16 protein-coding genes, 1 tRNA gene and 1 pseudogene are annotated in these 20428 nt (G+C 68.5%); 5 read left to right on the forward strand and 13 right to left on the reverse strand.

Annotated elements, in window-relative coordinates:
• Positions 1-39: 39 nt before the first annotated feature.
• From E3T19_RS06505 to E3T19_RS06520, 4 genes are all read right to left on the reverse strand, one after another.
• A complete protein-coding gene (locus tag E3T19_RS06505; protein ID WP_134408378.1) occupies positions 40-1995 on the reverse strand; it encodes a glycoside hydrolase family 13 protein in 1956 nt (651 codons plus the stop codon).
• Positions 1996-2002: 7 nt separating this feature from the next.
• Positions 2003-2920, reverse strand: a complete 918-nt coding sequence (locus E3T19_RS06510) for a sugar ABC transporter permease (RefSeq protein ID WP_088454992.1) — start codon at positions 2918-2920, stop codon at positions 2003-2005.
• 1 nt (position 2921) lies between these two features.
• A complete protein-coding gene (locus E3T19_RS06515; protein WP_088454991.1) occupies positions 2922-4547 on the reverse strand; it encodes an ABC transporter permease subunit in 1626 nt (541 codons plus the stop codon).
• Between the two features lie 100 nt (positions 4548-4647).
• Positions 4648-5880 (reverse strand): maltose ABC transporter substrate-binding protein, encoded by a 1233-nt coding sequence (locus E3T19_RS06520; protein ID WP_088454990.1) that lies wholly within the window; start codon positions 5878-5880, stop codon positions 4648-4650.
• A 173-nt stretch (positions 5881-6053) separates the two neighbouring features.
• On the opposite strand from E3T19_RS06520, the gene E3T19_RS06525 reads away from it, so the two are divergent.
• The gene (locus tag E3T19_RS06525; RefSeq protein ID WP_088457813.1) at positions 6054-7724 is read left to right on the forward strand and encodes a glycoside hydrolase family 13 protein; all 1671 of its coding nucleotides are present in this window, start codon (positions 6054-6056) and stop codon (positions 7722-7724) included.
• A gap of 130 nt (positions 7725-7854) precedes the next feature.
• Entirely contained in the window at positions 7855-8616 is a 762-nt protein-coding gene (locus tag E3T19_RS06530) for a GTP pyrophosphokinase family protein (protein WP_240632336.1), read from the forward strand.
• A 130-nt stretch (positions 8617-8746) separates the two neighbouring features.
• Here E3T19_RS06530 and E3T19_RS06535 read toward each other — a convergent pair whose 3' ends face one another.
• The 3 genes from E3T19_RS06535 to E3T19_RS06545 all read right to left on the reverse strand — a co-directional run bounded on the left by E3T19_RS06535 (position 8747) and on the right by E3T19_RS06545 (position 11354).
• Complete coding sequence (locus tag E3T19_RS06535; protein ID WP_133159696.1) at positions 8747-10084, reverse strand: M23 family metallopeptidase; 1338 nt, start codon at positions 10082-10084, stop codon at positions 8747-8749.
• Between the two features lie 245 nt (positions 10085-10329).
• Positions 10330-11163, reverse strand: coding sequence for an inositol monophosphatase family protein (locus E3T19_RS06540; RefSeq protein WP_134408379.1), 834 nt, complete (start codon positions 11161-11163; stop codon positions 10330-10332).
• A gap of 109 nt (positions 11164-11272) precedes the next feature.
• Positions 11273-11354, reverse strand: a tRNA-Tyr gene (locus E3T19_RS06545).
• 156 nt (positions 11355-11510) lie between these two features.
• Between E3T19_RS06545 and E3T19_RS06550 the strand changes: the two genes are divergently transcribed.
• Both E3T19_RS06550 and E3T19_RS06555 read left to right on the forward strand, forming a co-directional pair.
• Positions 11511-12527: a LacI family DNA-binding transcriptional regulator gene (locus tag E3T19_RS06550; protein ID WP_088454987.1), complete on the forward strand. Its 1017-nt coding sequence runs from the start codon at positions 11511-11513 to the stop codon at positions 12525-12527.
• A gap of 49 nt (positions 12528-12576) precedes the next feature.
• The gene (locus E3T19_RS06555; RefSeq protein WP_088457811.1) at positions 12577-13065 is read left to right on the forward strand and encodes a YajQ family cyclic di-GMP-binding protein; all 489 of its coding nucleotides are present in this window, start codon (positions 12577-12579) and stop codon (positions 13063-13065) included.
• A gap of 75 nt (positions 13066-13140) precedes the next feature.
• Here E3T19_RS06555 and E3T19_RS06560 read toward each other — a convergent pair whose 3' ends face one another.
• From E3T19_RS06560 to E3T19_RS06575, 4 genes are all read right to left on the reverse strand, one after another.
• A complete protein-coding gene (locus E3T19_RS06560; protein ID WP_134408380.1) occupies positions 13141-14127 on the reverse strand; it encodes an alpha/beta hydrolase in 987 nt (328 codons plus the stop codon).
• 71 nt (positions 14128-14198) lie between these two features.
• Positions 14199-15596: an FAD-dependent oxidoreductase gene (locus tag E3T19_RS06565; RefSeq protein ID WP_088454985.1), complete on the reverse strand. Its 1398-nt coding sequence runs from the start codon at positions 15594-15596 to the stop codon at positions 14199-14201.
• Positions 15597-15606: 10 nt separating this feature from the next.
• A complete protein-coding gene (locus E3T19_RS06570; protein WP_088454984.1) occupies positions 15607-16677 on the reverse strand; it encodes a polyprenyl synthetase family protein in 1071 nt (356 codons plus the stop codon).
• A 31-nt stretch (positions 16678-16708) separates the two neighbouring features.
• Positions 16709-17434 carry a class I SAM-dependent methyltransferase gene (locus tag E3T19_RS06575; protein ID WP_241980050.1) on the reverse strand — a complete coding sequence of 242 codons (726 nt, stop codon included), beginning with the start codon at positions 17432-17434 and terminating at the stop codon, positions 16709-16711.
• A 63-nt stretch (positions 17435-17497) separates the two neighbouring features.
• Here E3T19_RS06575 and E3T19_RS06580 point away from each other — a divergent pair, with 63 nt between their 5' ends.
• Entirely contained in the window at positions 17498-18730 is a 1233-nt protein-coding gene (locus E3T19_RS06580) for an isochorismate synthase MenF (protein WP_241980052.1), read from the forward strand.
• A 150-nt stretch (positions 18731-18880) separates the two neighbouring features.
• Here the strand turns inward: E3T19_RS06580 and E3T19_RS06585 are convergent, their stop codons facing one another.
• Positions 18881-19189, reverse strand: a complete 309-nt coding sequence (locus tag E3T19_RS06585; protein ID WP_103478486.1) for a hypothetical protein — start codon at positions 19187-19189, stop codon at positions 18881-18883.
• Positions 19190-19332: 143 nt separating this feature from the next.
• Positions 19333-20428, reverse strand: a pseudogene (locus E3T19_RS18905) (2-succinyl-5-enolpyruvyl-6-hydroxy-3-cyclohexene-1-carboxylate synthase); the annotation flags it as partial.

The raw sequence follows: 20428 nt of genomic DNA on the forward strand, positions 1-20428 counted from the left end.
CTGAAGCTGAACCGTGCTTTTGGCAACCGGTAAACATTATCACCTCGCGAGACCCCTCGGTGACACAGCGGGGCCATCCGGGGCAATTATGACGCCGGGCAGCATCCAGGCCGTGAAGGATGCGCCCGTGGCGACCAGCCGGACCCCGGTGTCGGAGACCGTGCAGACAGCCGTTCCGGCCTCGGGCGGCAGCTCGCCGGCGCGGCCGCCGACCGGCAGCACCCAGTCGGGCAGGGTCACCTCTGCGGCGGCCCGGGTGGCCAACAGCAACACCGACTCGTGCCCGGTCTCCCGCACGTAAACGAGCGCGTCATCGCCCACGTGCAGCCAGCGCAGTCCGCCGGTGCTGAGTGCCTCGTGGGCACGGCGCAGGCCGATCAGTGACGCGTACAGGTCGATGGTCGCGGCGACGGGCGGCTCGGCCGCGCTGGGCCACGGCATCGGGGTGCGGGAGTGTTCGCCGTCGACGCCGGTCAGGCCGAATTCGTCGCCGGCGAAGACCACCGGGATGCCCGGCAGGGTCACCGAGAGGCCCAGGGCCACCGGCACTGCGTCGGCGTCGGCGTGGGTGCGGAACCTGGCCGTGTCGTGGGTGTCGAGGGCGTTCATGGTGGCCAGCCGGGTGCGCCACGGGAACCCGGCGGCGAAGCGGGTGTGCGCCCGGTGGAACTGCTCGCCGGTGTGCACCGGGATACTGCCCAGCGGCAGCCCGAAGAAGGAGGGCACCGGGTCGGGCCGGCACAGCCACGACCACAGCGGCCGGGTGAAGTTGGCGTAGGTCATCGCACCGTGCCAGGCGTCGCCCTGGAAGTCGACGGAGGCGTCGTTGGTGAATTCGCCCAGCAGGATCGTGTCGGGGTTCACCTCGATCATGGTGCGGCGGATGGCCTGGCGCACCTCGGCGTTGAGGTCTTCGTCGCCGAGTCGGCCGGTCATGTTCGCCACGTCGATGCGCCAGCCGTCCAGATGGAATGGCGGCTTGAGCCATTTGGCCACCACCGAGTCGGGCCCGTCGATGAACCGACGGCGGAGCTCGGTGGAGGCCCAGTTGAACTTGGGCAGCTCTGGCACCCCCAGCCAGGACTGGTAGTCGCGCTGCTCGGGGTCGAGCCAGTAGTAGAAGGCGCTCTCCGGAGCCGCCGGGGTGTGGTGCGCGGCCTGGAACCACTCGTGGCCGTGGCCGGAGTGGTTGGCGGTGAGGTCGCCGATCACCCGCAACCCGCGGGCGTGCGCGGCTTCGACGAGCCGGATCAGGGCCGCGTCGCCGCCCAGCTGCGGGTCGACCTCGGTGAAGCTGGCCGCGTCATAGCGGTGGTTGGAGCGGCCGGGGAACACCGGCGTGAGGTAGAGCAGGGTCACACCGAGACGCTCGAGGTGGTCGAGGTGCTCGGTGATGCCGTCGAGGTCGCCGCCGTAGAACTGGTGCGAACGGCCTGGCGGGAGCTGGTCGACGGCGTCGTTCCACTCGGCCGGAATCGCCCAGTCCGGCGCCTCGCGGTGATCGGCGGCGGCGGACCGCGCGAACCGGTCGGGGAAGACCTGGTACATGATGCTGGTCGCCGCCCAGTCCGGCGGGGCCGGGTGGGCGACGAGCTTGAAGTCCTCGGAGTCGAGGGTTTCGATGTCGTGCAGACCGCTGGCGTTCAGCCACCAGTGGCCGCCGTCGGCCATGCCGAGCAGAAACCTGTAGCCGTGCACCGGGTTCTCCACCACCAGGTCCGCGGCCCACCAGGCGTAGCCGTGGTCCGGCGCGCCGGCGCCCCCGAGCCGCCGGGCGTCCTCGAAGCGCGGTTCCCGGTCGGGGTTGGCCCGGGTACGCACCGTCGCCACGTCCCCGAAGGCGGTCGGGATGCGCAGCCGCACGGTGACGGTGTCGCCGAGGGCCGGCGCCTGGGTTGAGACGTAGAGCGGCGAGCCATCATGGTGCGGAAGGGCGAAGAGCGGCTTGGGGCTGTGCGGGAGCAGGTGGTGCGGGAGCGGCTGGTGCGGGAGCATCCGGCGGTTACTTGACCGATCCGGCCGTCAGGCCGCCGACGATGTACTTCTGCAACCAGAGGAACAGCGCCATCACGGGCAGGGCCGCGAGCACCGCGCCGGCCGCGAAGACCGAGTAGTTGCTCGAGAACTCCTGCGAGACGAACTGGTAGAGGCCCACCGCGAGGGTCTGCTTCTCGGGCGTGATCAGCACGATGCTGGCGATCACGAACTCGTTGGTGGTGCCCACGAACGACAGCAGTCCGACCACGGCGAGGATGGGCGCGACCAGGCGCAGGATGATGGTGAAGAAGATCCGGGCGTGGCCGGCGCCGTCGAGCTTGGCGGCCTCGTCGATGGAGGCCGGGATCGTGTTGAAGAACCCGTACATCAGGTAGGTGTTCACGCCGAGCGCGCCGCCGAGGTACACCATGATCAGGCCGATCTGGGTGTCCAGGCCGATGGCCGGGAAGATGTCGGAGATGCCGTTGAGCAGCAGGAAGATCGCCACCACGGCGAGCAGCTGCGGGAACATCTGCACGAGCACCAGCATCAGCAGGCCCGCCCGGCGGCCGGTGAAACGCATCCGCGAGAACGAGTATGCGGCCAGCGCGCCGAGAAACACGGTGCCGGCGGAGGTGATGCCGCCGATCAGCAGGGTGTTGCCGTACCAGGCCGCGTACGGCTGCTGCGGCAGGTTGAACAGGGTGACGTAACTGCCCAGGTCCACCTCGCTGAACAGGCCGTTGGCGGTGATCAGGGTGCCGCCGGGGTGCAGCGACGCGGAGAGCACGTAGAGCAGCGGGAAGGCGGAGAAGACCACCATGACAGCGCCGACCAGGTGGCGCCAGCCGGTGGCGCGGAACCACCGGCCGAAGTTGAAGGGCTGCTTGACGGGGATGTATTCCTGGTTGTCCGGGGCTGCGATGTTCGGGGCGATGGTCATCTCAGTTCAACTCCTCTAGCGCCTTGGTCTGTTTGAAGCTGATGATCGACACGAGGGCGACGAGCACGAAGATCAGGATCGAGAAGGCGCTCGCGAGTCCGTAGTCCCGGTTGGCGCCGACGAACGCAACCTTGTAGACCATCGAGATGAGGATGTCGGTGGCTCCGACGTTCACCCCCGCTGTCACGTCTCGCGGCCCACCGTTGGTGAGCATGTAGATGAGGTTGAAGTTGTTGAAGTTGAATGCGAACGAGGCGATCAACAACGGGGAGACCGAGACGAGCAGCAGCGGCAGCTTGATCAGCCTGAACACCTGCCAGGGCTTGGCGCCGTCGACGGTGGCCGCTTCCTGCAGTTCGTCGGGGATGGATTGCAGTGCTCCGGTGCAGACCAGGAACATGTAGGGGAAGCCCAGCCAGAGGTTCACGAAGATGATGCTGAACTTCGCCAGCCACTCGTTGGTGAGCCAGGGAATCTCCGCCCCGCCGAACAGGACCTGGTTGATGAAGCCGAACTGCGGGTTGAGCATGCCCGCCCAGACCAGTGCCGAGAGGAAGGCGGGGAAGGCGTAGGGCAGGATCATGACGACGCGGTAGACGTTGCGGCCGCGCATCCGCAGGTCGTTGAACACGATCGCCAGGAACAGGCCGAGGGCGAAGGTGGTGGCCACCGACAGGAACGCGAAGGCGAAGGTCCACAGGGTCACGCTGATCAGCGGACCGCGGATGGAGTCGGTGCCGAATGCCTTGGCGAAGTTGGCCAGGCCCACTTCCACCTTCCAGCCGGGCTGCAGGTCGGCGCCGTCTTCGGCGATGAACGAGCCCTGGGAGGGGTCTTCGGTGTAGACGACACCGGTGCTGGCGTCGGTCATGGTGCCGGCCGCCTCGTCGTAGACGAGGTCGGAGAGGTAGAGGTAGGCGGCGGAGCCGTCCGGGGTGCGCAGGCTGCCGTCGTTGGGGTCGTCGGAGACGGGGACCGCGAGAGCGGCGATGGCCTCCTGGTTGTTCACGATGTCGGAGAAGTTCAGCGTGGTGTAGCCGGGCAGGGCGATGGCCTGGCCGGAGGCATCCGTCTCGGCATCCGAGACGCGCTCAAGGGGCGCGTCCGGGTTGCCGACGCTGATCTCGCCGTCGGGGTCGGTGACCAGGAAGCTGTAGGCGCCGGCCTGTTCGAGCACGGTGACGGCGTAGCTGGGTGAGTCCGGCACGCGTTCCTGCGAGGAGAGGATCAGCGAGTTGACCGCGTCTTCTTTGGTGCTGTTGTGGCCCGTGCCGTAGTTGGTGAAGGCGATGTAGCCGGAGTAGCCGATGACGAAGATCTGGAAGATGATCAGGAAGATCAGACCCGGCGTGAGGTATTTGGCCGGGAGGCCCTTGGCGCGGAAGTAAATCCCGTTGACGACGATGGTGACCAGCAGCACGAGGCTGAAGACCAGCCAGTCCTGCTTGATGAAGAGCACGAAGAGCGCGTAGACGCTGATCGCGTCGACGATGCCGAGCAGCAGTACCTTGACCAGCAGCACCTTGATGCCCGCGGATGCGGCTTCGGCGATGCGGCCCGCCTGCCGGGATTTCTTGGCGGCGACGATCTGGGCCCGATCGCGCTCGGTTCCGGGGGTAGTCATCATTGTCTGCTCTCTAGCCGCCAGGCGGTGATCGTGCGGGTGCTGCGTGCGGATGGTGCGGTGCGCCCGACCCGGTGGGGCCGGGCGCACTCGGTGGTGCTGGTTATTCGATGGCGGAGGCGATGTCCGCGGTCATCTTCTGCCACAGCTGCACCGGGTCACCCTGGTTGCTGATGATCGCAGCCTCGGTGACGCCCCAGAACTGCCAGACCTTGCCCATCTGCGGGATGTTGGGCATCGGCACGGCGGTGGCGCCGACGGCGCCGAATCCGGCGGTGATGGGGTCGGAACTGGCGGCCTCGAACGCGGCGGTCAGTGCCGGCGGACGTCCACCGACCTCGTAGAGTGCGGTCTGCACGTCTTCGCTGCCGATGTAGTTCACCAGGAACTCGTTCGCCGCGATGGCGTTCTTGGTCTTGGCGCTCACCATGAAGCCCGCCACGCCCACGAAGGGCTGGGCAGCCTGGCCACCGGCCGACGGCACGGCGTCAACGGACACGTCGATGCCGGCAGCCTGGGCGTCCGGCACGTTCCACGGTCCGGTCAGAAGGAACGGCGAGGCACCGGCGTAGAACTTCTCCTTGGCGATGTCGCCCGTGAGGTTCACGCTCATGCGGCCTGCCGCACCCTCGGCGGCGAGCCAGGTGGCGAAGGCCTCTCCGCCGGCGTTGCCGACGGTGAGGTCATCGGGGTTGTAGCTGCCGTCGGCATTGGTGCCGAACACCGGGGCCCCGAAAGAGGTCTGGAACGGGTACAGGTGGTACGGGTCGGCCTCGGGGCCGATCTGTACCAGGTAGGGGAATTCGGTTCCCGCGGCGACGCCGGCGGCGGTCATCTCGTCGAAGGTGGCCGGGGCGGTGGGGGCCAGCGCGGTGTTGCGCAGCAGGGCGATGTTCTCGATGGAGTACGGAACGCCGTAGGTCGTGCCCTCGTAGCTCATGGCGGTGACGGCGACCTGCTGGTAGTCGGCCGCGGTGTCGCCGAGCTCGACGGGCTGCACAACGCCGTTGCTGACGAAGTTACCGAGCCAGTCGTGCGCGGCGACGGTGATGTCCGGCCCCTTGCCGGTGGGGACCTGGGCGATGAACTCTTCCTGGATCTTCGCGAAGTCCTTCTGCACCAGCTTGACCTCGACGCCGGACTCCTTGGTGAAGGCCGCGGCGGCGTCCTTCAGCACGGCGGCGCGGTCGGCGTCCACCCACACTGTCAGGGCGCTGGAGTCGGCCTCCGACGAGGTGTCGCCCGAGTTCGAACCGGCCGAGCAGCCGGCCAGGGCCAGGGACGCTGCGACGGCAATTGCGCCGGCGGCCAGCAGGCCATTCTTCTTCACCATCATTGGTGTGCCTTTCATAATCAACATTGACATTTTGTGCAAGCGGTTACATGTATACCTGCCATTTCCTCGATTGGCAACCCAGTGTGTGGTTATCGACAGCTCTGATGCCACATTCGCCAGCGACGTTTGTGGAAGCGCTTGCATGCATCCCAAAATGCCGTAGTGTGTCCGTCATGACAGGCACAGAGTGGTGGCGTAACGCCGTTATCTATCAGATCTACCCACGGTCGTTCGCTGACGCGAACGGCGACGGCATGGGCGACCTCGCCGGCATCCGCTCCAGGCTGCCGCAGCTCGCCGAATTGGGGGTGGACGCCATCTGGCTGTCACCCTTCTACACGTCGCCGCAGCGCGACGCCGGCTATGACGTCTCCGACTACTGCGATGTCGATCCCCTGTTCGGCACCCTGTCCGACTACGACAAGATGCAGGCCGCCGCGCACGACCTGGGCATCCGGGTGATCGTCGACATTGTGCCGAACCACTCCTCGAGCGACCACCCGTGGTTTCAGGCCGCACTGGCCGCCGGCCCCGGCAGCGAAGAGCGCGGCCACTACATCTTCCGCGACGGCCTGGGCGAGAACGGTGAGCTTCCGCCGAACAACTGGGAGTCCGTGTTCGGCGGCAACGCCTGGACCCGCACGACCGACCCGGACGGCACCCCCGGCCAGTGGTACCTCCACCTCTTCGACACCACCCAGCCCGACTTCGACTGGGACAACGAGTGGGTGCGCGCCGAGTTCCGGGATGTGCTTCGCTTCTGGCTGGACCGCGGCGTCGACGGATTCAGGGTGGATGTCGCCCACGGCATGATCAAGGCCAAGGGCCTGCCCGACTACACCCCGCCCGTCGACGGCGGCAGCATGGGCGGCGCGACCACCGCGCTCGAACCCGGCGTTGTGGCGGAGCCCGTCGCCGGAGCCCCGTATTGGGCCCAGGACGGCGTGCACGACATCTACCGCGACTGGCGCATCGTGCTCGACGAGTACGACGGTGACCGGATCCTGGCCGCTGAGGCCTGGGTCGACCCGCTCGAGCGGGTAGCGCAGTGGGTGCGTCCGGATGAGATGCACCAGGCCTTCAATTTCGCCTACCTGGAGACGCCGTGGCAGGCTCCCGCGCTCCGCCGCGTGATCGACGATTCGCTCGCCGCGTTCAGTTCCGTTGGCGCGCCGAGCACCTGGGTGCTCTCCAACCACGATGTCGTGCGCCACGCGTCCAGGCTCGCGCTCACCGCCGACAACCTGCAGGGTCACGGCATCGGCCCGAACACCGTCGGCCTGCCGGACACCGAGGTCGGACTGCGTCGCGCCCGCGCCGCATCCGCCCTGATGCTCGCGCTGCCGGGGTCGAGCTACATCTACCAGGGCGAAGAACTCGGCCTGCCCGAGGTCATCCACCTGCCCGATTCGTCGCGGGAGGACCCCACCTGGTTCCGCACCAACGGTGAGCGCTACGGCCGCGACGGCTGCCGGGTGCCCATCCCGTGGGAAGGCGCCGCGCCGTCGTACGGCTTCGGGCCGAGCGCACAGAGCTGGCTGCCCCAGCCCGCCGAGTGGGCCACCCTGGCCCGCGACGCGCAGGCCGGTGTGGAGGGCTCGACCCTCGAGCTCTACACCGATGCCCTCGCCCTGCGCCGCGCGAACGAGCTCGGCTTCGGCTCGGTGGACTGGCTGCCCTCGCCCAGCGAGGACGTGCTCGTATTCCGCAACCGGAATGTCGTGGTGGTCGCCAACACCGGCGACCAGCCCATCGAGCTGCCCGCCGGCGATGTGCTGCTTTCCAGCGCCACCCTCACCGGGCGCACGCTGCCGGGTGACACCACGGCCTGGCTGCAGGGCTGACCACCTCGCATCACCGAGTAGTCGCCACTCCCCCGCTCGCAGCTCGCTCCCAGCGAGTACCGATGCGGGGGATGGCAGACTCGAGGTGGCCACCGGCGTTCGCTGGGCCGCCGTTGATTGGGGAGCGCTCGTGACTGACCAGGTTGTCGAATGGCCCAGTGACCTCCGGGAAATCCGGACCGAGCTCACCCGGTTCATGATGTCGTACAAGTTCGCGACCGACGAGATGATGACCAAGGTCAACATCCTCAAGGAAGAATTCAGCGCGATCCATGACTACAGCCCGATCGAGCACGTCAGCCACCGGCTCAAGTCGCCGGAGGGCATCCTCAAGAAGGCCAACCGCAAGGGTTACCCGCTGGACCTCGAGGGCATCCGCGAGAACATCCAGGACATCGCGGGCATCCGGATCACCTGCAGCTTCATCTCGGACACCTACAGGGTGCTCGAGATGCTCACCGGTCAACGGGACATCACCGTGCTGCAGGTCAAGGACTACATCAAGAACCCCAAGCCCAACGGCTACAAGAGCCTGCACCTGATCGCGGCGATCCCGGTGTTCATGTCCGACCGGGTGCAGCCCGTCACCGTCGAGGTGCAGATCCGCACCGTGGCCATGGATTTCTGGGCGAGTCTCGAGCACAAGATCTTCTACAAGTACGACGGCGCGGTGCCGACCGCGCTGGTGGGTGAGCTCAAGCAGGCCGCCGACGTCGCCAACCGGCTCGACATCGACATGGAGCGCCTGCACGACCAGGTCGTGTCGTTGGGCGAAGCGTCCGAGCCGGTGACGCCGCGAGAGGCACGGCCGGCCCAGCACGGGGCGGACGGCGTCGCACCGTTCCCGCTCCCCCGGTCGCTGCTCGAGGCGTTTCTCGCAAAAGAAGCCTGACCCGGACCTCGCGAAAGCGGGCTTCTGGTCGCCTCGACGCCCGCGAAGCGGCCACCTGACCGCTCTCGCGGGATGCCTGGGGCGCGAGACCGCCGTTGATCGAGCCTGTCGAGATCAGGCGAAGCGCGAGCTAGTTGGTGTTGGCGTAGAGCCAGGCGAGCGGGTCGGTCTTGGTGCCGTTGATACCACCGAGGCGGATCTCGAAGTGCAGGTGCGGGCCCGTCGACATGCCCGTGGAGCCGACCTTGCCGAGGACCTGGCCGACCTTGACGACGTCACCGGTCTTCAGCAGCATCGAGCCGTGGATCATGTGCGCATAGACGCTGGAGACCAGCTTGCCGTCGATCATGTGATCGATGATCATGTGCACGCCGAGGCTGCCCTCGCCGTCCTCGGTGAAGCTGACCACACCGTCGGCGATTGCCTGGGTGGGGGCGCCGAGGCCGGGGTTGAAGTCCTGGCCGCCGTGGTTGACCGAGCAGCCTGCGCAGTTGCGGTAGCCGAACTGGTCGCCCACGTGCACGCCGACCGCGAACGGCCACTGGATGGTTCCGTTCGGGTTGTTGCTGAACGTGTCTTCCATACGGATGCCGCTCGCCGCCGCGACCTCGGCGATGGACTGCGACTGGTAGCTGTCCTGTTCGACGGTGATGGTGTCTGTGCCGTTGGCCAGGTTGATGACCTGGGCGGGGTCGGCGCCGCTCGTGGGCTTCTTGGCTTCGAGGGCCGCGGCCTGCACGTCGCTGGAGGACAGCAGCGCCTCGGCGGGGATCGAGGTGGCGACGGCCATCAGTGCGACGAAGGTCATCGCGATGATCGACCCACCCTTGGTGGCCAGCATGCGCATGCGGTGGTGTCCCGAACGTGCCGATGCCACACCGGGCTTGGCGGAGGACGGTAGGGCCCGGGTGCGAGGAACGAAGGCGGGCAGCGTGTGCTCCGGCTCACTCGGCTCCGTGCGGGCCTGTGACGCCGCAGCAGGCTCGCCGGCCGGCGCCTGGTCGTCGATCGCCTGCACGGCGCGCAGCTGGGCACGCAGGGCCGCGCGAGACGGCAGGATGATCGTCGTGGTCGTGGTGTTCGGGGAAACGTCGCTTGGGATCTGCTCGTAGGCCGGCTCGGCAGGCAGCGCCAGATCGCGTTCCTTGAGAACGACGGTCTCGAGGTGAGGTTCGGCCAGTCCGGCACCGACCAGGAGGTGCGCCGCGGGCGACAGCTCGGTGACCGGCTGGGGTTCCACGTCGGAGACGGCAACAAAGTCGGCGGTTTCGGTGGGTGCCGGCTCGGTTACCGGCGTCGGTTCGGCGGCCAGCTCCGCGCGACGCTCGAGCTCGCGCTGTTCGCGACGCGTGAGCGTGCGGTGCGGTGCGAGGGCCGGCTCGGTCGAATCGGTGCTGCCGAGGTCGCTCTGTGAGAGGTCACTGGAGTCGGCTGCGGGGGCATCCGACAACGGGGTGTGACGTGACAAAGGACGGGTACTTTCGGCGCGTTGGACAGGGCTAGAGGCTCGCGTTTTGACGTGAGCCAAAGTAACGAATAGATAAAGGCTAGCTTGCGGAGCGCCGGATGGCCATTTGATGTCGGCAAATCACACCCGAACACGGGGTGTATCCCTCCCTGTGGAGGATGCGCAAGGAGGGCCAGGCGTGATAGCGGATCGGGCGTCTGCCCCGCCATCCAGCGGGTGCGGAGCCGTCAGCGGCACTCCGATTCTCAAATGTCGTCGTCGGCCATAAATTGCTCGAAAAGATTCGCGAGCAGCGGCTCGGCGGTGGCGTACAGATCGGGCGCGGCCGCGATGAGAAGGCTGACGCCTTCACGGTCCGCGCCGAACGCGCCCACCCGGGCGCCGGCCTCCGTGGCGACGAGGGCCCCGGCGGCGTGATCCCAGGGGTGCAATCCGCGCTCGTAGTAGAGGTCCAGCCGGCCGGCGGCCACCGAGCACAGGTCCAGTGAGGCCGCGCCCATCCGCCGCACGTCACGGACCTGGCTGATCAGACCGTGCAGGACCTTCGCCTGGCGGGTTCGCCGGACCGAGTCGTAGGAGAATCCGGTACCGAACAGGGCTAACGACAACGGCACCCCGCTCGTCACCTGCAGCGCGCGCCCGTTCAGGTGCGCACCACCGCCGGCGCGGGCGGAGAACAGTTCGTCGATCGCCGGGTTGCGCACCGCGCCGGCCAGGGCGCTCCAGCTGGCCGGGTCGGCGTCGCCCTCGACCACGGCGATGCTCACGGCGTAACAGGGGATGCCGTAGAGGTAGTTGACGGTTCCGTCGATGGGGTCGACGACCCAGGTCAGTCCGGAGGTGCCCGCGGTGGCGGTGGACTCCTCGCCGTAGAAGCCGTCGTCGGGTCGCGCATCCGCGAGCAGGCCGCGGATGAGCGCCTCGGTCTCCCGGTCCGCGAGCGTGACCACGTCCTCCGGGGACGACTTCGACGCGGCGATCTGCACGCCTTCCGCCCGCCGGCGACGGGCGAGCTCTCCGGCCACCATCGCGGTCTCCTGGGCGAGGGTGAGCAGTTCGGTCGTGGCGGAAGGGGTCATCTGACCACGGTACGCCCGAGCGGTAACGGGCGGGTTAACGCACAAACGCGCCGGAGGCCCGGCGCGTTGTGGTGGTGCTGGTAGTGCTGGTCTTGCCCCATTCTTGCTGTGGCGAGTGCGAGATTCGAACTCACGAAGGCTACGCCGTCTGATTTACAGTCAGATCCCTTTGGCCGCTTGGGTAACTCGCCAGTGCATACCCGGCCATATGTAGCCACGTGACCGGAGACGCTCAGACAGAATACAAGCCGAAGGGCCCAAGTGCGAAATCAGGGTGGGCGGCCGGGCGCCGAACCGGTGGATATGATCACTTCACACCCCCTCTTGCACGCCGGTTAGGAACCCGAATGGTCGGAATCGACGAGGTCGCCCGTCGCGCGGGCGTCTCCACCGCCACGGTTTCGCGCGCCCTGAGCGGCAACGGCCACGTGTCGCCCACGACCAGGCTCAAGGTCAAGGCCGCGGCCCTGGAGCTGGGCTACGTGGTGTCGTCGAACGCGTCCAGCCTGGCGTCGGGTCGCATGAAGAACATCGGCGTGGTCGTGCCGTTCCTGAATCGGTGGTTCTTCTCCAGCGTCGTCGAGGGCGCTCAGAAGGAACTGCTGCACAACGGCTACGACCTCACCCTCTACAACCTCACCGGCGGCGGCGACGAGCGCCGCAGCGTCTTCGAGCACTTCCTGCTCCGTCAGCGGGTGGATGCCGTGATCGCGATCTCGCTGGAACTGACCGAGAGCGAGGTGGCCAGGCTGCACGCGCTCGGCAAGCCGCTCGTGGGCGTCGGCGGCCCGATCACGGGCGTGCGCACCCTCACCATCGACGACGCGGCCGTGGCCCGGCTCGCCACCGAGCACCTGCTCGCGCTCGGCCACACCCGGATCGCCCACATCGGCGGCACCAAGGACTACGACCTCGACTTCCACCTGCCCACCAACCGGCGCTTCGGCTACGAGGCTGCCCTGGAAGCCGCCGGTATCGGCGTGGCCCCCGAGCTGTTCCAACCGGCCGACTTCACCATCCGTGGCGGTTACCAGGCGGCGAAGCAGCTGCTGGGCAGCCCGCACGACCGTCCGACGGCGATCTTCGCCGCGTCGGACGAGATGGCGATCGGCAGCATCCTGGCCGCTCGGGACCTGGGCCTGGTCGTGCCGCGGGACGTCTCGGTGATCGGCATCGACGACCACGAACTGGCGGACTTCTTCGGCCTGAGCACCATCGCGCAGTTCCCGCAGGGCCAGGGCGCCAAGGCCGTGGAGATCCTGATGGACCAGCTGCATCCTGGCCAGCACGACCAGGCGGCCCTGAACACTCCGATGCCGTTCGAGCTGATCGTGCGCTCGAGTACGGCACGCCCCGGCGACTGATCAGAGCGCCGTCGGGCGGCATCCGGCCCTTCTCGGTAACATGGCTCTCATGGCAGATTCTACGTTCGACATCGTCAGCAAGGTCGACCCCATGGAGATCGACAACGCGCTCAACCAGGCTCACAAAGAGGTGGCGCAGCGCTACGACTTCAAGAACGTCGGGGCATCCATCGAAATGAGCGGCGAGAAGGTGCTCATGAAGGCGAACACCGAGGAGCGCGTCAAGGCGATCCTCGAGGTGTTCGAGTCGAAGCTGATCAAGCGCGGCATCTCGCTGCGCAGCCTCGACGCCGGTGAACCGTACCCGTCGGGCAAGGAGTATCGCATCGAGGCCAGCATGAAGGCCGGAATCGACCAGGAGAACGCGAAGAAGATCAACAAGATCATCCGCGACGAGGGCCCCAAGGGCGTCAAGAGCCAGATTCAGGGCGACGAACTGCGCGTGAGCTCGAAGAGCCGCGACGACCTGCAGTCCACGATGGCCCTGCTCAAGGGCAAGGACCTCGACGTGGCCCTCCAGTTCGTCAACTTCCGCTAGTTCCCCTTCCGCGAACTATGACCTAGGCCCCAGAATCTTCCGAGATCTGGGGCTTTTCTCACGGTTCGCGGATGGTCAGGGCGCGTAGGCGCGGAGCCACCGGGTGAGGGCGGCGTAGGCCGCTTCGCGCGGCACCTCGGCGGAGAGGACGACGTCGTGCAGGGCTCCCTCGATGCGCGCCACCGTCACCGTCGTACCCAGCCGCACGGCGGCCCTGGCGATGTCGTTCACCACCAGGACGCTGTCGCTGTGCCGCATCTGCTCGCTCCAGCGCGGCAGGATCGTGGACCGCGCCGACAGCAGCGTGAGGATAGGCACCTCGATGCCCAGTCCGGCCGCCACGGCGGCGTGTCCCTCGAGCACCGCGTTCAGCCAGGCCCGGGGCGGTGGGAAACCGCGCGGCGGGCGCCAGCGTGGTTCGTAGGACCACTCGCCGTCGAACTCGGACGAGACCGAGCGGCTGTAGAAGCCCAGGTCCACCTGGGGCAGGGTGCCCAGCGGCTGCACGCGGGCGCCCAGCTGCACGAGCGGCGTGATGAAGGCCCGGCCCACACCGCCGGCCTGAAACTCCAGCCACGGGCTGTTCAGCACGAGCGCATGGGCCCGCCCCGGGTGCCTGGAGGCCCACAGGCTCAGGGTGAGGCCGCCGGTGGAATGCCCCATCAGCACCAGCCGCCGCCGCGAGGGCCGTTCGGCGTTTTCGCCGTGGCCCATCGCGGCAAGGGCGGCTTCGATGTCGGCGTCGTAGGTGGCCAGGTCGGCCACGAAGCCGGGTGTCTGATGCTCCCGCAGGCTGCGCCCGTACTTCCGCAGATCGAGGGCGTAGAACCGGGCGCCGAGACCGTGCCAGTGCTCGGCGAGGCCGGTCTGGAAGAAGTAGTCCGACCATCCGTGCAGGTAGAGCACATCGGTGCCGTGCGCCGGGGCCGCCGGCGACACCAGGTCGGTCAGGGGCGGGCGGTGCCGCACCAGCGTGGCGACGACCTCCCCTTCGCCGTCGCTGCCCAGCGGCAGGGTAGCTGCCTGGTAGTCACTGCCCAGGATGTCGTCCTGCCAGGCCACAGCACGCGCGCCGTGAGCTAAGCCCCCGAATCGTTCGATTTTCGGTGCTTTGCTCACGGCTCGCCGCTTGCCTACAGTTCGGCGGGGACTTGGGCTCGGGAGACCTCGACCATTTCGTGGCGCGGGACGACCTTGACGCGCACACGGCCCTGCTCGGCGCCGAGCGCCAGCTCGTGCTGGTCGAGGTGGTGCCAGCCGTCGAGGTTGGTGTACGCCACGCCGCGGGACTCCAGCAGCTCCACGATGCTCTGCTCCTCGGGCGCTTCTGGCCGCCACCAGTTGCCGACGTCGTTGATCAGGTGCCGCACGGTCTCCATCGCGTCGGACTTGGTGTGCCCGATCAGGCCCACCGGTCCGCGCTTGATCCAGCCGGTGGCGTAGACGCCGTACATCTGCTGGCTGCCGGTGCTGGACTCGAAGCCGGGCTCACCCTTCCAGAGCACTTGGCCCTCGCGGTTGGGGATCACGCCGCGCTTCTTGTCGAACGGGATGCCGGGCAACGACGAGCCGTAGTAGCCGACCGCCCGGTAGATGGCCTGGATCGGCAGCTCGCGGATCTCGCCGGTGCCGTGCACACCGCCATGGCCATCCGGTGCGGTGCGCTCGTACCGGAAGCCGCCGACGTGGCCGTTGCCGTCGTCGGTGACCTCCACCGGTCGGGCGAAGAAGTGCAGGTGCAGCCGACGCGATGCCTGGCCGGTCTCGCGCTTCCGCCACTGGTTGAGCACCTTGTCGATCACGAAGACCTGCTTGTTGCTGGCCACCGCCGCGCGGGCGGCGTCGTCGTAGTCGAAGTCCTCGTCGTAGACGATGATGTCGACGTCGGGCAGCTCGCCGAGTTCGCGCAGCTCCAGCGGGGTGAACTTCACCGAGGTGGGGCCTCGGCGCCCGAACACGTGCACATCCGTCACCGGGGAGGCCTTGAGTCCGTCGTAGACGTTGGCCGGGATCTCGGTGGGCAGCAGGTCGTCGGCGTGCTTGGCGAGCATGCGGGAGACGTCGAGGGCGACGTTGCCGTTGCCGATCACCGCGACGGACTTTGCCTCGAGCGGCCAGGTGCGCGGCACGTCGGGGTGGCCGTCGAACCAGCTCACGAACCTCGCGGCGCCATAGGAGCCCTCGAGTTCGATGCCGGGGATGGGCAGGTTGGCGTCGTGCACGGCGCCGGTGGCGAAGATGACCGCGTTGTAGTGCTTCTTGAGGTCATCGAGGGTGATGTCGGTGCCGTAGCGCACGTTCCCGAACAGGCGGATGTCGCCGCGGTCCAGTACGTCGCGGAGCGCGTTGATGATGCCCTTGATGCGGGGGTGGTCCGGCGCCACGCCGTAACGCACCAGCCCGTAGGGGGCCGGCAGGTGGTCGAACAGGTCGATGGAAACGTCGAAGTTTCGCTCGGCCTTCAGGAGGATGTCTGCGGCGTAGATGCCGGCGGGGCCCGCACCGACGATGGCCAATCGCAACTTGGTCATGGAAGCCTTTCTAGCTGGATCGCTCGACGATGGTCTCGGCGAAGCGGGTGAGCGCCTTCTTGACCGAGCCGTTCGGCAGGGGGGCAAGGGCGGCAACGGCATCACGGGCCCAACCGTGGGCCTCCGCGAGGGTCTGGGTGGTCACGTCGTGTTCGCGCAGAGCCGTGATGGCGGAGTCGGCGGCCTCGGTAGCCACGCCGGCGCTGCTCATCACATCGGCCTCGAGGCGGGCGGCCAGGTCGGCGGCGCGCACATCCGTTGCCGCACGCTCACGCAGGCGCAGCAGCGGCAGGGTGGCGACCCCGGCGCGCAGATCGGTGCCGGGCACCTTGCCGGTCGCCTCGGGCTGCGGCGACAGGTCGAGCACGTCGTCGATGAGCTGGAAGGCGACACCGATCCGCTCGCCGAAGAGCACGACGGGCTCCTCGAATTTCTCGGGAGCGTTGGAGAAGATGATCCCGGCCTGGGCGGCGGCGGCGATCAGGGAGCCGGTCTTGTCGGCGAGCACCTGGATGTAGTGCTCGATCGGGTCCTCGCCGTCCTTGGGTCCGACGGTCTCGTGCAGCTGGCCGAGCACCAGGCGTTCGAAGGTGTCGCCCTGCAGGCGCACCGCGCGTTCGCCGAGCCTGCCCATCAGCTGGTTGGCGCGGGAGAAGAGCAGGTCGCCGGCGAGGATGGCGATGGAGTTGCCCCAGACCACCTGGGCGCTGGGCACGCCGCGGCGCTTCTCGGCATCGTCCATGACGTCGTCGTGGTACAGCGAGGCGAGGTGGGTGATCTCGATGGCGGCGGCCGCGCGGACCACGTCGGGGATGGTGCCGTCGCCGAGGTGGGAGGTGAGCAGCGCGAGCATCGGGCGCACGCGCTTGCCGCCGGCGTCGAGCAGGTACCGGCTGGTCACGGCGGCGATCTCGTCGGCGAAGACGAGTTCACCCAGCAGGGTCGTCTTCACCTCTTCGAGGCCTTTGTCGATGCTGGCAGCCAGGCCGCGGTCGGCGGGGGTGGAGAAGATTCGATCGCTCAGGCCCAGCTGCGACGTTACCGACGGGCTCCGGCGGGCCACGGGGGCGGTCAATTTCACTCTGTCAGCCTAACGATCGGATCTGGGAGTTTCAGGAGGTTGAAGCGGGGGCGTGCTCGGTCTTGATTCCGCGGTGCAGAGCCACGATACCGAGACTGAGGTTGCGGTACGCCACGGCATCGTATCCGGCGTCGCGCAGCCAGGCGCTGAGGGTGGGCTGGTTCGGCCAGGCCGCGATGGACTCGCCCAGGTAGTCGTAGGCCTCGGCGTTGGAGGACGCCAGCTTCACGATGCGCGGCATCACATGATTGAGGTAGGCGAAGTAGCCCACCCGGATGGGCGCGACGGGCGGGGTGGAGAACTCGCAGATGACCACGCGGCCGCCGGGCTTGGTGACCCTGTAGAACTCCGCGAGGGCCTTCTTGGGCTCCACCACGTTGCGCAGGCCGAACGAGATGGTGACGGCGTCGAACTCGCCGTCCTTGAACGGCAGCTGGGTGGCATCCGCCTGCACGAACTCAACGTTGGGGTTGTCTGCGTGCCGTTCGCGGCCCACCTTGATCATGCCCGCGGAGAAGTCGGCGGCCACCACGTGCGCGCCGGTGTGCGCGAGGGCCACGCTGGAGGTGCCGGTGCCAGCCGCGATGTCGAGGATCCGCTCCCCGCGGCGCGGGTTGACGGCCCTGGTCGTGGCGACGCGCCACAACGAGGCGTTGCCCACCGAGAGCAACGCGTTGGTGCGGTCGTAGTGGGTCGAGACCAAATCGAACATGGCGGCGACCTGCGCGGGCTGCTTATTTAGATCTGCTCTACTCACCGGTCCAGTCTAGATTGCGACGCGCGGCCCGGGTATCCGCGGGCGCGGGCTTAGGGTAGACAAGTGAATGCGCCAGCTCTAACGGTTGAGACCTCCCCGATTGCCGACATTCGCCAGCTGATCCTGCTGCTCGACGAGCGGCAGCCGCTGCTCTGGATGCGCCGCAACCAGGGCCTCGCCGGCATCGGCACGGCCCTGCGCCTCGAGTTCTCCGGGCCCACCCGCATGACGGATGCCGCCGCAGCCTGGCGCGATGTCGTCGCGGCCGCCACGGTGACCGACCCGCTGGCGCGCACGGGCACCGGCCTGCTGGCCTTCGGCACCTTCGCCTTCGACGACTCCTCCAGCCAGACCAGCGTGCTCATCGTCCCCGAGCTGATCGTGGGCCGCGAGGACGGTCAGTGCTGGGTCACCCGGATCTGGCCCACCGGCCAGGCCGCCCCCGAGATTCCGCTGGCGCTGCACCCGCTCGGTGACGAGTACCGCATCTCCCTGCTGCCCGGCGCCCTGAAGCCGGCCGACTACCGGGCGGCCGTCGCCGCCGCGGTGGACCACATCGGCGCCCAGGAGCTGAGCAAAGTGGTGCTCGCCCGCGACCTCGTCGGCCGGCTGCCCGCCGAGTCCGACCTGCGTCTGCTGCTGACCGAACTGGCCCTGGGCTACCCGGACTGCTGGACATACGCCGTCGACGGACTCGTCGGTTCCAGCCCGGAGACCCTGATCCGGGCCGACCACAACGAGGTCAACGCCCGCGTGCTGGCCGGCACCATTTCCCGCGGGGCGGATGCCGCGGCCGACCTCGAGGCCGCCCTCGCGCTGGCCACCTCGAGCAAGGACGGCGACGAACACGAGTTCGCCGTGCAGAGTGTGCTCGCCGCGCTGCGTCCGCACACCTCGGTGCTCACCACGAGTGAGATCCCGTTCACGGTGAAGCTGCCCAACCTGTGGCACCTGGCCACCGACGTCGAGGGCACCCTGAGCGACGGGTCCACCTCCCTCGACCTGATCGCGGCGATGCACCCGACCGCGGCGGTCGCCGGCACCCCCACGCTGGACGCTCTCGCGCTCATCCGCGAGTTGGAGCCGTTCGACCGCGGTCGCTACGCCGGCCCGGTGGGCTGGGTCGGCGCGGACGGCGACGGCGAGTGGGCCATCGCGCTGCGCTGCGCACAGGTGTCCCCCACCGGCAACATCACGGCGTACGCCGGCTGCGGCATCGTCCTGGACTCGGACCCCGACCGTGAGCTGGCCGAAACCAAGATGAAGTTCCGCCCCGTTGTCGAGGCCTTCGGCTGACAGCCGCTCGGGCGCTCGGGCATCTGCCCCCCGTGTCGTAGCCCGCAACTGTTCCCGCTCCGGACAAATGGTCCCGGCACACCGGGCGCACTTGTCCGCTTCGGGCACAGTTAGCGGCTGTTCCCCGCGGCCCGGCCGGTGCGGACCGGCCTAGGCGGGCAGGTTGTTGGCCTGGGTCACCATGAGGACGACCACGATCACGTCGACGACGATGTTGGTCAATACCGCCAGGATCGAGAGGATCAGAGCGGTCAGGCCGAGCTCCGGACGGTTCGAGCGCCGCCTGGCCAGGAGGCCGAGGATCACGCCGACGCTGCCGATGATCAGGCCGAGCACGGGCATCCAGCCGCAGAGGAATGCGACGACGCCGACGATCATGGCGGACAGGGCGAGCGTGTCTGCCTTGACCCTGGCCGGCGGAGAGGCGGCGGGTGCGGGTGGTACGGTCCTACCGGGCATGGGGCACTCCTTGGCCGTTCCCGCACGTCTGGCACGGAACGAGTGCAACGGTACCAAACCCGCCAACGCCCCGCACCGCCTGTCGCGCAGAGCGCAGCCGGGCGCACGTGTCCGCACCGGCAACACAAAAGGCCGGCTTCCAGTTAGCGGGCCAGGGGGACCTCGAGCAGGGTCGGGCGGGCCACCGGCGCCGTCAGGGCGCTCTCCAGGGTGCTGCGGGTCGCCGCCCGCGCGTAGTCCCAGCCGTAGGCGGTGGCGAGAGCCTCGAGATTCACTTGCTGCGGGGTGAAGAGCACTCTGTCGATGGCAGACGGGGCGGCGGTGGTCGCCACCTCGAGGCCGTCGAAGATGGTGCCGCCGCCGTCGTTGCCCACGATCACCTGCAGCCGCGGTCGCACCTCACCGGGCGCAATCAGCAGTGAGCCGGCGTCGTGCAGCAGGGTCACGTCGCCGACGAGCAGCCGGGTCGTGCCCGTCGACAGCGGCTGAGGGCCCGCCTGGCTGGCCAACGCGATGCCCAGCGCCGTGGCAATGGTGCCGTCGATGCCGGCCAGACCACGGTTGGCGTGCACGGGGATCTTCTTGCCCGCCACCCGGCTGTCCAGCTCGCGGATCAGCCGGGACGCGCCCAGCACCAGGCGGTCGTGCGGCCAGGAGGCGCGCCACACGGCGTCGGCGAGCATTGCCCGGGTGACCGGGGCCTTCATCGCCGCGAACTCGGCCTTGGACAGGCCGTGGGTGTTGAAGGCCGGGGCGTCGAGCTCGGTGTCCTCGGCCAGGATGCTCCGGCTCGCCATCACCCACCGGCCCACCCAGGCCCTGGCCTCGCGGGTTCCCGCTACGGCGATCGCCTCGTCGGTGGCGGCAACGGCGCGCGCGAACCTCGCTACCCGGTGCCCGGGGTTGTACCACTCGAGGCCGGCCGGGGCCACGACGATGGTCTGTACGGCTTCACGCAGCACGAGCGCCGGGATCTCCCGGCTGAGGGTGGGGTGGCCGAACACGATCACGCGTTGAACCTGGCCGCCGAAGTCGGCGTCCCCGAGCAGTTCGCGGTAGGCCACGACGAGGTTCGGGCCGAACCTGGCGCCGCTGGAGACCTCGGCGATCAGCGGCCAGCCGGCGAGTCGGGCCAGCTCCTCCGCGGCCGGCCCGGCACCGGCGCCGGCGACGACGACGGTGCGGGGACCCGGCGGCACCGGATGCGGCGGATCGGCGGGCGCCGCCGCATCCGGCCGG

The organism is Cryobacterium sp. TMT4-31 (assembly GCF_004403385.1).
Lineage (GTDB): Bacteria > Actinomycetota > Actinomycetes > Actinomycetales > Microbacteriaceae > Cryobacterium > Cryobacterium zongtaii.

Excerpts from the sequence above, each read along its gene's own strand:
- E3T19_RS06505 (WP_134408378.1), bottom strand. The coding sequence starts at position 1,995 with ATGCTCCCGCACCAGCCGCTCCCGCACCACCTGCTCCCGCACAGCCCC.
- E3T19_RS06510 (WP_088454992.1), bottom strand. The coding sequence starts at position 2,920 with ATGACCATCGCCCCGAACATCGCAGCCCCGGACAACCAGGAATACATC.
- E3T19_RS06515 (WP_088454991.1), bottom strand. The coding sequence starts at position 4,547 with ATGATGACTACCCCCGGAACCGAGCGCGATCGGGCCCAGATCGTCGCC.
- E3T19_RS06520 (WP_088454990.1), bottom strand. The coding sequence starts at position 5,880 with ATGATGGTGAAGAAGAATGGCCTGCTGGCCGCCGGCGCAATTGCCGTC.
- E3T19_RS06525 (WP_088457813.1), top strand. The coding sequence starts at position 6,054 with ATGACAGGCACAGAGTGGTGGCGTAACGCCGTTATCTATCAGATCTAC.
- E3T19_RS06540 (WP_134408379.1), bottom strand. The coding sequence starts at position 11,163 with ATGACCCCTTCCGCCACGACCGAACTGCTCACCCTCGCCCAGGAGACC.
- E3T19_RS06550 (WP_088454987.1), top strand. The coding sequence starts at position 11,511 with ATGGTCGGAATCGACGAGGTCGCCCGTCGCGCGGGCGTCTCCACCGCC.
- E3T19_RS06555 (WP_088457811.1), top strand. The coding sequence starts at position 12,577 with ATGGCAGATTCTACGTTCGACATCGTCAGCAAGGTCGACCCCATGGAG.
- E3T19_RS06565 (WP_088454985.1), bottom strand. The coding sequence starts at position 15,596 with ATGACCAAGTTGCGATTGGCCATCGTCGGTGCGGGCCCCGCCGGCATC.
- E3T19_RS06585 (WP_103478486.1), bottom strand. The coding sequence starts at position 19,189 with ATGCCCGGTAGGACCGTACCACCCGCACCCGCCGCCTCTCCGCCGGCC.